Source organism: Longimicrobium sp., assembly GCF_036554565.1.
GTDB lineage: Bacteria > Gemmatimonadota > Gemmatimonadetes > Longimicrobiales > Longimicrobiaceae > Longimicrobium.
In genome coordinates, this window is the sequence record NZ_DATBNB010000575.1 from 1 (window position 1) to 12,854 (window position 12,854).

Annotated in this window: 12 protein-coding genes; 1 reads left to right on the plus strand and 11 read right to left on the minus strand. The window is 71.4% G+C overall.

The features are described from left to right. From VIB55_RS15780 to VIB55_RS15815, 8 genes are all read right to left on the minus strand, one after another. A partial coding sequence (locus tag VIB55_RS15780; protein WP_331877621.1) for a hypothetical protein occupies positions 1 to 520 on the minus strand: 520 nt, incomplete at its 3' end. Next, on the minus strand, positions 517 to 1,476 hold the full coding sequence (locus VIB55_RS15785; protein ID WP_331877622.1) for a DUF58 domain-containing protein: 960 nt from the start codon (positions 1,474 to 1,476) through the stop codon (positions 517 to 519). The genes VIB55_RS15780 and VIB55_RS15785, both read right to left, overlap by 4 nt. A 5-nt stretch (positions 1,477 to 1,481) precedes the next feature. Beyond that, positions 1,482 to 2,471: a MoxR family ATPase gene (locus VIB55_RS15790; protein WP_331877623.1), complete on the minus strand. Its 990-nt coding sequence runs from the start codon at positions 2,469 to 2,471 to the stop codon at positions 1,482 to 1,484. Positions 2,472 to 3,349: 878 nt separating this feature from the next. Next, the gene (locus VIB55_RS15795; RefSeq protein ID WP_331877624.1) at positions 3,350 to 4,882 is read right to left on the minus strand and encodes a HEAT repeat domain-containing protein; all 1,533 of its coding nucleotides are present in this window, start codon (positions 4,880 to 4,882) and stop codon (positions 3,350 to 3,352) included. Between the two features lie 170 nt (positions 4,883 to 5,052). After that, positions 5,053 to 6,894: a pseudouridine synthase gene (locus tag VIB55_RS15800; protein ID WP_331877625.1), complete on the minus strand. Its 1,842-nt coding sequence runs from the start codon at positions 6,892 to 6,894 to the stop codon at positions 5,053 to 5,055. After that, a complete protein-coding gene (scpB, locus tag VIB55_RS15805; RefSeq protein WP_331877626.1) occupies positions 6,869 to 7,441 on the minus strand; it encodes an SMC-Scp complex subunit ScpB in 573 nt (190 codons plus the stop codon). The genes VIB55_RS15800 and scpB overlap by 26 nt, the downstream gene beginning before the upstream one ends. After that, the gene (locus VIB55_RS15810) at positions 7,438 to 8,178 is read right to left on the minus strand and encodes a segregation and condensation protein A (protein ID WP_331877627.1); all 741 of its coding nucleotides are present in this window, start codon (positions 8,176 to 8,178) and stop codon (positions 7,438 to 7,440) included. Before VIB55_RS15810 ends, scpB begins: the two co-directional genes overlap by 4 nt. Continuing rightward, positions 8,178 to 8,843: a site-2 protease family protein gene (locus VIB55_RS15815; RefSeq protein ID WP_331877628.1), complete on the minus strand. Its 666-nt coding sequence runs from the start codon at positions 8,841 to 8,843 to the stop codon at positions 8,178 to 8,180. Before VIB55_RS15815 ends, VIB55_RS15810 begins: the two co-directional genes overlap by 1 nt. A 157-nt stretch (positions 8,844 to 9,000) precedes the next feature. On the opposite strand from VIB55_RS15815, the gene rpsT reads away from it, so the two are divergent. Next, positions 9,001 to 9,258, plus strand: a complete 258-nt coding sequence (gene rpsT, locus VIB55_RS15820) for a 30S ribosomal protein S20 (RefSeq protein WP_331025902.1) — start codon at positions 9,001 to 9,003, stop codon at positions 9,256 to 9,258. Between the two features lie 693 nt (positions 9,259 to 9,951). Here rpsT and VIB55_RS15825 read toward each other — a convergent pair. The 3 genes from VIB55_RS15825 to VIB55_RS15835 form a co-directional block, all read right to left on the minus strand. After that, the gene (locus VIB55_RS15825) at positions 9,952 to 11,070 is read right to left on the minus strand and encodes a Ran-binding zinc finger domain-containing protein (protein ID WP_331877629.1); all 1,119 of its coding nucleotides are present in this window, start codon (positions 11,068 to 11,070) and stop codon (positions 9,952 to 9,954) included. A gap of 22 nt (positions 11,071 to 11,092) precedes the next feature. Beyond that, positions 11,093 to 12,214: a 3'-5' exoribonuclease YhaM family protein gene (locus VIB55_RS15830; protein WP_331877630.1), complete on the minus strand. Its 1,122-nt coding sequence runs from the start codon at positions 12,212 to 12,214 to the stop codon at positions 11,093 to 11,095. Continuing rightward, the coding region (locus VIB55_RS15835) for an amidohydrolase family protein (protein WP_331877631.1) at positions 12,211 to 12,854 on the minus strand (644 nt) is incomplete at its 5' end. The genes VIB55_RS15835 and VIB55_RS15830, both read right to left, overlap by 4 nt.

The window sequence follows — 12,854 nt, forward strand, 5'->3', positions numbered from 1 at the left end:
GCTTGCGACGGATCCACATCCACCCCGCCAGCAGCGCCAAGGTCAGCAACGCGGCCAGGATCCACATCCACGGCAGCGGCGGCCCCGGCACGTCCACCACGTCGCGCGGCCCTCGCGGCCGGGTAGAGTCCGCCGGCAGCACCGCGCGGACGAACGGCAGCGGGATGGCGATCGGCAACGTGTTGACGGTCCCGTCGCGCGCGGTCATCCGCACCTCACCCTGCGCGCTTCCCCCTGGGCCGGGCACCCACGCGACCATCGGGATGACGATGCGCGCGATCCCGGCGGAGTCCGTCCGCTGCGCCTCGCCGACGGTCTGCCAGCGGCCATCGGGCGCGGGCGGCAGCTCCACACTGGCCTGTCCGCCCGCCAAGGGGACGAACACGGCGGCGCGGAAGCGATCGCCGACCGTCACCGTGTCGGGATCGACGCCCACCTGTACGGCGGATGACTGAGTGTGGATGGGGGTCGCGCAGGCGAGCGCCAGCGGCACCCACGCGGCGGCGCGCAGGAGGCTCATCGCCGGAGGCGGCGCTCGCGGCGGCGGAAGAACGAGAGGACCGCGGTGGAGACGGGCGCGTCGGTGCGCAGTTCGATCGGCTCCACGCCCAGGCGGCGGAAGATCTTCGTCAACGCCGCCCGCTCGTCGCGCACGTCGTCCGCGAACCGCTTCCGCACGTCATCATATCCCGTATCTACCCAGATGAGATCGCCGGTCTCCGGGTCCTGCATCCTCAGCACGCCCACGTCGGGAATGGTGCCATCCGCCGGGTCGCCCAAGACCACGGGGACGACGTCGTGGCGCGCGGCGGCGAGGGCGATGGCCGTCTCGAAGCGGGCGCGTGCCTCGGACAGCTGGAAGTCGCTGATCAGAAAGACGATGGAGCGCGAACGCATCACCCGTACGGCGTGGCGCAGCGCGGCGGCCAGGTCCGTCCCCTGCCCCGCGGGGCGGAACACCAGCAGGTCGCGGATGATGCGGAGGACGTGGCGGCGTCCCTTTCGCGGCGGAACGAATGCCTCCACCCGGTCGGTGAACACCATCAATCCCACGCGGTCGTTGTTGCGGATGGCCGACATGGCGAGCGTGGCGGCTACTTCGGCCACCATCTCGCTCTTGAACCGGCCGCGCGTGCCGAACCGCTGCGAGCCGGACAGGTCCACGGCCAGGAGCACCGTCAACTCACGCTCCTCCACGTACTTCTTGACGTACGTGGTTCCAGTGCGGGCGCTGACGTTCCAGTCAATGGTCCGCACGTCGTCGCCCGGCACGTACTCGCGCACCTCCACGAACTCGATCCCCTGCCCCTTGAACACCGAGTGGTACTCGCCGCTGAACTGCGACGCGACGAGCCCGCGCGTGCGCAGGTCGATGCGCCGAACCTGGCGCATCACGTCCGCCAGCGCGGGCGGCCGCGCGTCGTCCGGGGACGGCGCGGGCGCGGGGGACCGGCGGAAGCGGGACAGCAGCGACATCGGCGTCAGGGAACGCGCACGGCCCGCAGCACGCGCCGGACGATGTCTTCGGAGGTGACTTCTTCGGCCTCGGCCTCGTAGGTGGTGACGATGCGGTGGCGCAGCACGTCGGGCGCGATGGCCTTTACGTCCTCGGGCGTCACGAAGCCGCGGCCACGCAGGTACGCATGGGCGCGCGAGCAGGCGGCCAGCGCAAGCGTGGCCCGCGGTGACGCACCGTACTCGATGAGCGGCGCCAGCTCCCCCGCCCCGAAGCGCTTGGGCTCGCGGGTGGCGGCCACCAGGTCCAGGACGTAGTCGGCGATGCGGTCGTCCAGGTACAGCTGGCCGATGGCTTCGCGCGCCGCCAGCACGTCCGCGGGGGTGGCGACGGGCTCCACGGGGATGTCGGCGCCGGTCGACATCCGCCGCAGGATCTCCTTTTCCTCTTCGCGGGTGGGATAGCCCACGCGCACCTTGAGCATGAAGCGGTCTACCTGCGCCTCGGGGAGCGGATAGGTGCCCACCTGCTCGATGGGGTTCTGCGTGGCCAGGACCAGGAAGGGCGTCGGCAGCGGGTACGTTTCGCCGCCGATGGTCACCTGCTTTTCCTGCATGGCCTCCAGCAGCGCGGCCTGCACCTTGGCGGGCGCGCGGTTCACCTCGTCGGCCAGGACGATGTGGGCGAAGATGGGGCCGCGGTGCGGGACGAACTCGCCCGTGCGCTGGTTGTAGATGGTGGTGCCCACCACGTCTGCCGGCAGCAGGTCCGGGGTGAACTGGATGCGCGCGAACGTGGCGTCGAAGGTGTCTGCCAGGGTGCGGACGGCGAGCGTCTTGGCCAGGCCGGGCAGCCCCTCGAACAGCACGTGGCCGCCGGTGAGCAGGCCGATGAGCAGCCGCTCGACCATGTAGTCCTGCCCCACCACACGGCGGTGCATCTCGTGGATGATGCGGTCCAGGAACGCGGCCCGGGGAGGGGCGCCCGGCGGGGCGTACGGCGACGGCTGTGTCATGCGTGCTGGTTCGAATTCGTGTGTCGGGTTGACGCGACGGAGATTGTCATCCTGAGGCGCAGGCGCACCGAACCGTCCCCACTCCATACTTCGCGCGCCGAAGGATCTAGCCCTGTTCCACTTCGCAATCTGGGCGCGACAGCGGCACGAGAGCCCGAGACTCGGATGCCCGCACGGGAGCCGGGCCTCGCTCACGCCTCGGCAGCCCCCTCTCCCGGCCTCTCCCCCGCAAACTGCGCGGGAGAGAGGAGACCTTCCATCGCGGTTCGACTGGGCTCGGCGCATGCCGCGGCGGGCCCCTCCCCCGGCCCCTCCCCCGGCAAACTGCGCCGGGAGAGGGGGGAAATTCGGTCGGGGTTCGACGGGCTGCGTCGCATGCCTTGGGAGCCCCCTCCCCCCGGCCCCCATCCCCCGCTGCGCAGGGGAGGGGGAGACCTGAATCGTGCTTCGGCTGGCCTCGCGCACTCTACTGGCTCCCTTCCCCCGCGCAGTTTGCGGGGGAAGGGTTGGGGATGGGGGTCGCCGGCCCGTGCACCGGACTGTGCCCTGACGCACCCAACCTCGAAGTGTACCCCCTCTCCCACGCTGTTTGTGGGAGAGGGTCGCACGCGTGTCAGCGCGGCGGGGTGAGGGCCCCACGGCAGCCGAGGCCCACGTTTCCGTGACCGCTGCCGCGCCCTGACTTGTACGCGTCCGCGGCTAGATCCTTCGGCCCGCGACGGATATGCTGCGGGCCAGTATCGCTCGCTTGGGCCTCAGGATGACAGGGCTCCGCGCTAGTCCCCGTCCGCATCTAAACCACCCCATGATGACGAACCGCCGCGGCCCGATGCAGGCCGCGGCGGTTGTGCCAGAAAGAACAGTGCCGCGGCGCGGCGTCACTCCTTCGCGAGCGCCGCGAACACCGCCTCGCGCACCTGGTCGTTGCGGTCCTTCAGCAGCCGCTGCAGCACCGCGCGGGCCGGCTCGCCCCCCACGTCGGCCAGGGCGCGCACCGCCTCCACGCGAATCGGGGCCGGCGTGCGGTGAAAGAATCCGCCCGCCGAGGCGCGCTCCGCCAGGACGGGAACCGCGCGCGGGTCGCCCACCCGGCCCAGCGCGCGGATCACCTCCACCTGCGTGTCCTGGTCCGTTTCCTGTGCCAGCCGCGCCAGCAGCGGCGTGACGGCCGTCGACAGCTTGGTCAGCCCCATCCCCAGCGCCGCCGCCGCGCGCAGGCTGGGCTCCTTGTCGTTCAGCCCCTTCGCCAGCAGCGGCACCGCCTCTTCGCCACCGATCTTGGAGAGCGCCAGGATCGTCTCGCGGCGCACCCGCGCGTCGGAGTGCTCGATGGTGCGGCGGAAGTGGTCCACGGCGTCGGCGCTGCGGATCTCTCCCAGAATGCCAACCATGTTGCGGACCACGAACCAGCGCTCGTCGCCGACCATGTCTTCCAGCAGCGGCACGCCCACCTGGTCCAGCGCCACCAGCGCGTCGCGGTACGCCCGCCGCGCCGAGACGTCCGTCGCCGCCACCAGCGAGCGCACCAGCGGCGACACCGTGTCGGCGCCGATGTGAAGCAGGGTGGAGCGAAGGCTTGCGCGCTCGTCCTCGCTGCGCGCCTTGCCCAGCCGCGTCACCAGTTCCTCGATCAGCGCGCGGTTGGCCACGCGGTGCATCGCAAGCATCACCATTCCGCGCGCCGCGGGGTTGCGGCCGCGCAGTTCCTCGGCGTCGTGGCGCAGGTCCTGGATCAGCGCCACGCCTCGGCCCATCATCTCCCGCGAAACGCAGTACTGCGCCACGAACTCCAGGCGGTTGAGCACGATAAGGCGCTCGGATTCCGTCGATGACTCGCGTACCAGCCGGCGCAGCTCGTCGGTGTTCTCGTGCTCCACGCGCACCGCGGAGTCGCGCACCTGCTCGTACATGTCGTGCGCGCTCCACAGCGCGATCCCCGGCTCCAGCCCCTCCACCCTGCTGCCCTGCCCGGCGACCGTGCTGACCACCACCGGCGGCGATTGAATCCAATGCCCATCCAGGGCGACGCGCGCCGCCCCGGCCGCCGTCATCGCAGCCGCCAGTCCCCCAGCCGCCTTCGCGATCCGCGGCGGAAGGGCCGCGGCGGACAGGAAGCGGCCCAGCGACTCGGCTCCCACGTCGTGGCGAAGGGCGATGGATGAAACGCCGTGCTCGGCCAGGCGGTGGACGAAGCGGTCCACGTGGCCCGACCGCGGCCCGTGCGTACCGTTCACGGTCACCGCGCCGGGCGACAGGCGGATCTCCAGGTACTCGCCCGTGGCGAGCAGGGTCGTCGCCAGGTTCAGCAGCGCCTGGGTGAGCGTGGGATGCGTGAGCGGATAGAACTCGCCCAGGGCAAAGGCCTTGGCGAGGTCCACGAGTTGGCGCGAGGGTGTGTTTGCCGAGGGCATGGGTGCTCGGTGCGCTCTCGTCTCCGTAGCGGAAAATCCCGGCGGCCAGCCCGGAGGGATGCTGCGGTGCAACGGCATGCAGGATGGTGCCGACGCGGGCGCTCCACAAGAGCCGCGATTCGGCGGATGCCCGGCAGCCGCGGTGGATACCGCGGCTGCCGGACGGATCGTCAGCGGCCCTTCTTGCCTCCGCCTTGCCCGGGACGCCTGCCGGGCTCCGGCGGCTTCGCTCCCGGCTTGTTCCCGGGCTTGGCGCGGCCACCGGGCTTTCCGCCCTTGGGCTTTGCGCCGCCGGGCCGGCCGCCCGGACGCGCACCCGCGGGCCGATCATCCGTGCGCGGCGCCCCACCACGCTGCGGACCGGCTCCGCCCCGCGGCGGCGGCGCCGAACGCGGACGGCGCTCCGTCACAAAATCGTCATCGTCATCCACAGGCCGGCGACCCGGACCCGGCCGAGGGCCACGAGACGCAGGCTGATCGCGATCCTGCCGCGGCGCCCGCGTGCCCCAGTCCACCGGCCCCTTCTTCGGCCGGTCGGCAGGACGGCTCGGCCGATCGGAGCCGGCACGTGCCGGGCGGTCGTCGCGATCCTGGAAGTCGCGCCGGGGACGATCCGCGGGACCACGCCCCGGACGGTCGGCGGGACCCCGCGCGGGGCGATCCGTCCCGCTGCGTGCAGGGCGATCAGCGCCGCTGCGTGCGGGACGGTCGTCGCGGTCCTGGAAGTCGCGGCGCGGACGATCCTCGCGGTCCGAGCCGCCACGGCCCGCCGGACGGTCGCGATCACTCGGGAGATACGGGCGATCCGACGCTCCACGTCCTGCGCCCGTCCTCGGCCCACGTGCGGCCGGACGGTCCTCCGCGGAGCGATCCGAGAATCCGCGTCCCGCAGCCGTCTTGCCGCGTGCGGCCGGCCGTTCATCCGCCCCGCGGGACGAGGTGGATGAAGTACGCTTGGGCCGGGCGTCGCCGCCGCGCGGCTTGGCGTCGCCCCATTCCTCCGCATCCCAGTCGATGGTGACGGGCGTGCGCTCGCGCGGCGCTGGCGGAGCCTCGTCGCGATCGAACGAGCGGCCACGCGGCGCCCCGCGCGCCGGCTTTTCCTCGCGCTCCGGCTTTCCGCGCGCGGTCCGCGGCGCGTCCTTGCGCCCCGGGCGTTCGGCCTTGCCGCGAGCGGGGCGATCCTCGGCCTCAGCGCGGACGCGCTTGGCCTTGGGCGCCTCCGCCTCTGCCGCCGGGGTGCGCTTGGCGCCCTTTGGGCTGGCCTGGGCGTCGCGCACCTGCACCAGCTCTTCCGGCTGGACGATGCGCCACTTGCCCTCGGGGAGCTCGCCCAGGTCGATGGGCCCGAAGCGGCGGCGCACCAGGCGCAGCACGGGGTGGCCCACCGCCTCCAGCATCCGCCGCACCTCGCGCTTCTTGCCCTCGCGCAGCACCAGCTTCAGCCGCGACTGCCCGTTCCCCGCCGGCCCGATCAGCCGGGCGGACTCGGCCTGGGCCACGCCGTCCTCCAGCTCCACGCCTTCCACCAGCTGGCGCAGCGCCGCGTCGCTCGGCTTGCCGCTGGCGATGACGTCGTACTCCTTGGTGATGCCGAAGCTGGGGTGCAGAAAGCGGTTGGCCAGGTCGCCGTCGTTGGTCAGCAGCAGCAGCCCTTCGCTGTCGCGGTCCAGCCGGCCCACGTGGAACAGGCCGTGGAACTTGTCCGGGATCAGCTCGTAGACGGTCCGGCGCCCGAACGGGTCCTGGCGGGTGGTGACGTAGCCCGTTGGCTTGTGCAGCGCCAGCCAGGTGGTGGGCGCCACCTTCACCTCCACCCCGTCCAGCTCCACGCGGTCCACCCCCGCCACTACGCGCGTGCCCTGCGCGGTGACCTCGGCGCCGTTCACCTTTACGCGGCCGTGCTCGATCATCTCCTCGGCGGCGCGGCGCGAGGCCAGGCCGGAGCGGGAGAGAAATGCCTGCAGGCGCAGCGACTCGCCGCGCTTAAGAAATCCCGGCTGCTTCGCCATTCGTGTCCCTCGGTTCGTCCCGCCGCGCCAGCACGACGGGAAGCTCCTCGGAGCGAGGCAGGTCTGCCAGGCTCCGGAAGCCGAAATGCTGCAAGAAGAAGGGCGTGGTGCCGTACAGCAGCGGGCGGCCCAGCCCCTCGCCGCGGCCCACCACCTCGATCAACCCCCGCTCCTGCAGGGTCTTCAGAACGCCGCCCGCCCCCACGCCGCGGATTTCCTCGACCTCGGCGCGCCCCACGGGCTGGCGGTAGGAGATGATGGCCAGCGTTTCCAGCGCCGGCCCCGACAGCCGCTGCGCGCCGGGAACGGAGTCGAAGCGCTCCAGCACCGGCGCAAACTCCGGCCGCGTGAGCAGCTGGTAGCCGCCGCCCACCTCGAAGACGGTGAACGCGCGCCCCTCGCGGTCGTACTCGGCCCGCAGCTCGGCGATGGCGGCTTCCACCCGTTCCTCGTCCAGCGCCTCGTCGGCGCGGGCCAGGTCCGCGGGCGAAAGCGGCGACTCGCTGGCGAACAGCAGCGCCTCGATCACGCGGCTGGGGCGGATCACGCCGCCTCGTCCCTGGCGTGAAAGATCCAGAGCGGGGTGAAGGGGCTGGCCTGCCGCACGCGCACCACGCTGCGCTTGGCCAGCTCCAGGCAGGCCAGCAGCGAGGCCACGGCGTGAATGCGCGTGCCCCACGGCTCCACGATGCGCGCGAACTCCACGCGCCGCATCTGCTCCAGGAGCGCCATGATCTCCTGGATCTTGTCTTCCATCTTCACCTCGCGCCCGCGCACGTGGTGCACGATCTCCGGCGCGTTCAGCCGCTCACCCAGGCGAACGAGCGCGTCCCACACCTCGTCCCACTGCGTTTCCAGCGGCAGGTCGGCCAGGCGCGGCGCAGGGCGCGCCTCCACGAAGCCGCGGGCGAACAGGCGCGCGCGCTCGCGCTCGGAGCGCTCCATCAGCTGCGCGGCCTCGCGAAAGTGCTCGAACTCCAGCAGGCGGCGCACCAGGTCGGCGCGGGGGTCCTCGGTTTCCTCGTCGTCCACGCGGCGGGGAAAGAGCATCTGGGCCTTGATGCGCACCAGCGTGGCCGCCATCTCCAGGAATTCCCCCGCCCGTTCCAGCTCCAGGTGCTCCACGGCGCGGATGGCCGCCAGGAACTGCTCGGTGATCTTCGCGATGGGGATGTCGAAGATGTCGATGTCCTGGTTGCGGATCAGGTGCAGCAGCAGGTCCAGCGGCCCATGGAACCGCTCCACGTCGATGTCGAACGGGTCCTGCGCCGCGACCGCTTCCATCAGAGCAGCGGAACGCCGATGGGCGCCAGCAGCACCCGTGAGATCCCGCGGATCACGGGCCACAGGATGTCGAGGGCATTCGTGAGCACCAGCGCCCACAGGATGATGAACCCGTACGGGTAGATCTGGCGGTACGAGGCGGCGGCGCTGGGCGGAAGCATGTGATACATCACGTGCGACCCGTCCAGCGGCGGGATGGGCAGGAGGTTGAAGACGATCAGCCCCACGTTGCCGATGACCCCGTACAGCGCCATCTGGAAGGCGATCCCCAGCGTCTCGCTCGCGGCTCCCGATGCCGCGGTGAGGGCCTGGAACAGAAGGAACGCCACGAGGGCGAAGAAGACCGCCAGGATGGCGTTGGCGCACACGCCGGCGATGGACACCAGGATGTCGCCGCGCCTGTAGTTGCGATAGTTCGCCGGATTGGTCGGCACCGGCTTGGCCCACCCCAGCAGCGGCATTCCGCTGGCGATGGCCAGCGCGGGAAAGACGAGCGTGCCGATGATGTCGACGTGCGCGGCGGGGTTCATGGTCACCCGGCCCTGGCGGTACGCGGTATCGTCGCCCTGCCGCAGCGCCACCCAGGCGTGGGCGAACTCGTGCGCGGTCAGCGACAGCAGCAGGATGGGAAGAGCAAGAAGAACGCGCTCGAGGTTGAATTCCATGCGCGCAAGCTACGCGTGGCCTGAGAAGTTGTCAAAACGGCGCAGCTGCGGGGTTGACAGATGGGGCTCGCGGGCATAATGTTGGGGCTTCCTGTTTTCTGGACAGCTACGAAACCTTTCGGTCGCCGGGCGGCGCCGATTCCGTTGGAGGAGAGCCTTGCCGAACGTCAAGTCCGCCGAGAAGCGGATGCGGACCAACGAGGTCCGCGCCGAGCGCAACCGTCAGTTCCGTTCGCGTCTGCGCACCGCGCTGAAGAAGGTGCGTTCCGCGACGAGCGCCGATGACGCGACTCCCGCGTTCCGCGAGGCCGCTTCGCTGCTGGACCGCGCTGCCCGCAAGCGCATCATCCATCCGAACAAGGCCGCGCGCGCCAAGAGCCGCCTGAGCGCCCGGATCGCCGCCATCGCGGCCTGATCCACGCACTTTCGGAGCACCGATACCCCGCCGACCCACAGGTCGGCGGGGTTTTCGCGTCTCCGTGGACCCGCCCTCGCCCGCAGACCGACAGCCTGCCATCCAGACGGCCAATCGCATCACAACAACCGTCGCACCGGCAATCTTTCATCCAGAGGCCCAGGCGCGCCGCACTCGCCCGCACACCGGCAGCCTGTCATCCACACGTCCAGCCGCACCGCACTCGCCCGCACACCGACAGCCTGTCGTCGAGGGGCGGAAGCGCACCAAACCAGCCCGCACACCAGCAGCCTGTCATCCAGAGGCCCAAGCGCACCGCACTCGCCCGCACACGATCCTTTGCGGGCCGAAGGATCTAGCCTGAGCCGCCACTGAACCTGGGCGCGGCAGCGGCACGGAAGCCCGGTGCTCGGATTCCACTGTAGGTGCGCGCCCGAGCCTGCACGGGCGAATGAATTCGCGGCAACAACCACACGATGTCCACCTTCGTGGACTGGCTTGCTATCGTGCTCCGTCGGCGTCGTGGCGCGACCTCGCCAGAGCAAAGAAGCCCGCCGGATTCGGCGGGCTTCTTCACTTTCGCACTTTCGCACTTTCGCACTTTCGCACTTTCGCACTCACGCACTTCGCACTTCGCACTTCGCACTTTCGCACTTTCGCACTTTCGCACTTTCGCACTTTCGCACTCACGCACTACAACTCCGACCCGCAGATCTCGCAGTACCACGAGTGCGGCTCGTTTATGGCCCCGCACTCCTTGCACAGCAGCGGCTCGGCTCGGCCTCCAGGGCCCGCGGCGGCGGGAGCGGGCGGCGGCGTGGCCGCGGGAGGCGCCGGCGTGGCGGCTCCGGCGATGGAGACCGGCGGGGCGCCGATGGCGCGATCCAGCTCTTCGAGGAACGCCAGGTCGTCCGCGCCCAGGTCGCCCGTCGCGGGCTCGGGCGTGCGGGCCGACTCCTCGATGTCGCGCAGGAAGTCCAGCCCCGCATCCTCCTCCACCGCGGGCGCGGGCGGGGTCCACGTCTTTGCGGCCTCGTCGATCCCCTCCAGCCAGGGCAGCTCCTCTTCCACGTCGGCCGTTTCCTGCGGCGGGCCGAACTCCGCGCCGAACGGATCCCACTCGTCCGCGCCGGCGGTGTCCGCGGAGGCGGTAGCGTCCGCGGCCGCGAGCGGCTCGTCCGCCGGGGCCAGCGACTCCGGCGAGACCGGCGCTGCATCCGCCTCCGGGAACGACGGCTCCCAGTCGTCCTCCACCTCCGCGGGCGCCGGCGGGGGCGCGGCTGCGGGAGGCACCGGAGCCGCGTCGGGCGCGGCGGCGGTGGGCGGAGCCGGGGTGGCCGCGGCGGTCGGAGCCGGAGCGGAAGCGCGGGTTGCGGCGCCCGCTATGTCGGCGGCCAGGGCCTGCAGGCGCTCCACCTCGCCGCGGGCGTGCACCAGCGCCTCCTCGGCGAGGGCCACGGCCTGCTCCAGCTCCGGCCGCTGCCGGTTCCACGCGGCCTCGTCCAGCTCGCCGATCAGGTGGCGCAGCTGCACCTCGTCCATGATGTCGGCCGCGTGGGCGCGCTGCTGCTCGGCCGCGTCCAGCGCGCCTCGCTGCGCCTGCAGGTCGGCCTCGATCTCGTCGCGGTGCGTCGCCAGGTCTTCGTTGACGCGGCGCAGGCGGTCGGCGTAGTCGGCGCGCACGCGCTCGGTCGCGCGGCTGGATGCCTGCGGCGCCACCTCGTCCAGGCGTGCGATCCACTGGTTCAGCTGCTCGCGCTGCTGGATCAGCTGCAGCACCGGCGAACCGGCGATGGGGTTCTGTTGGCTCATCTCGTGGTTTCCGTCCGTTGCGTCAGCCGCGGAACATGTCGAGCATCACGTCCTTCACGAACGCCTGGGGCGAAACGGGCTCCAGCACCGCCGGGGGCGGCGCGTCGGCCAGGGGCTCGGGCGGGCGGTACAGGGCGCGCTCCAGGTGCCGGTCGAAGCCTGTCCACGCACCGGGCTCCAGCGCCGACACCATCGCCATCCCCGAGTTCATCTTGGCGTCCAGCTCGTCGGCCGCGTGAAGGATGATGGCCTCGAGCGTCATGGGAATCTTGGGGCTGGCCCACTCCAGCTTGCCCTGGTGGCTCGCGATCAGGTGCTGCAGGTGAAGCAGCTGGTCGGGCCGGAAGCCGGGAATGCTTTCGGCCTCGCGCGTCACCATCTGCAGCCCCAGCAGGATGTGCCCCAGCAGCTGCCCCTCGTCCGTATACGAAAAGGTGCGGCGCGCCGCCAGCTCCTTCACCTTGCCGACGTCGTGCAGCAGCGCGGCGGCCACCAGCAGGTCGCGGTCCAGCGCGGCGCCCTGCTCGCGGTAGTGCGCGCACATCCGGTCCGCCGCCCTGGCGACGGAGAGCGAGTGCTCCAGCAGGCCGCCCAGGTACGCGTGGTGGTTGCGCTTGGCGGCGGGATGGATGCGGAAGGTGCGGCCCAGCGGCGTCTTGCCGCCCACGCAGCGCGCCAGGAGCGTCCGCAGGGGAGGATCGCTGACGGTGGCGATCAGCGCGTCCAGCTCCCGGCACATCTGCCCGCGGTCGCGCGGGGACGCGGGCAGGAACATCGCCAGGTCGTCGTCCGACACCTCCAGCGGCTCGATGAAGCTGATGGTCAGCTGAAGCTTTTCGCGGTAGCTGCCCACGCGGGCGCGGACGCCCACCACGTCGTCGGCCGCGACCAGGCGGTCGCAGCGCTCGGCGTCGTCCCACATCATGGCGGCCACGCTGCCGGAGGCGTCGCCCAGCACGAACTCCAGGAACGGCTTGCCTGCCTTGGTTTCGCGCCGGTTCTTCTCGTGCACCACGTAGCACGCGATCACCTCGCGCCCGTCGTCACGCAGGTCGCATACGCGCGGCCACGGGTACGCCGGCCCGCAGAACGCGCGCGGGTCTACGCGCGGGGGCAGGAACGGCCTGGGCACCACTTCCCTCATCCCTGCTTTCCTTCCAGCTGCCAGGCGGTTTTGCCGCCCACGATGGTCATCACCGCCCGGCAGCGCAGCTGGCGCCCTCCGAACGGCGTGTTGCGGCTCATGGACAGGAACGTCTTCGGATCCACCGTCCACTCGATGCGGGGATCCAGGATCGTCACGTCCGCCAGGCTGCCCGCAGCCAGCGATCCCAGCCCCGCCAGCGACATCGACCGCGCCGGCGCGCAGCTCATCCGCTCGATCAGCGTGGCCAGGTCCATCAGCCCGGTCTCCACCAGCTCGGTGTAGCTCAGGCCGAGCGCAGTCTCCAGCCCCACGATGCCGTTGGGAGCGTCCTCGAAGGCCTGCTCCTTTTCGTCGTAGTGGTGGGGCGCGTGGTCCGTGGCGATCACGCACAGCGTTCCGTCCGCCACGCCCTGCCGCACCGCGTCGCGGTCCGCGGCCGAGCGCAGGGGCGGGTTCATCTTGGCGTCGGTGCGGTACGCCTCCACCGCCGCGTCCGTCAGCGTGAAGTGGTGGGGCGTACCTTCCGCCGTCACCCGGACCCCGCGCGCCTTGGCCTCGCGGATCAGCTCCACCCCGCGGCGGGTGGAAACGTGCTGCACGTGAAGCCGCCCGCCGGTGAGCTCAGCCAGCATCAGGT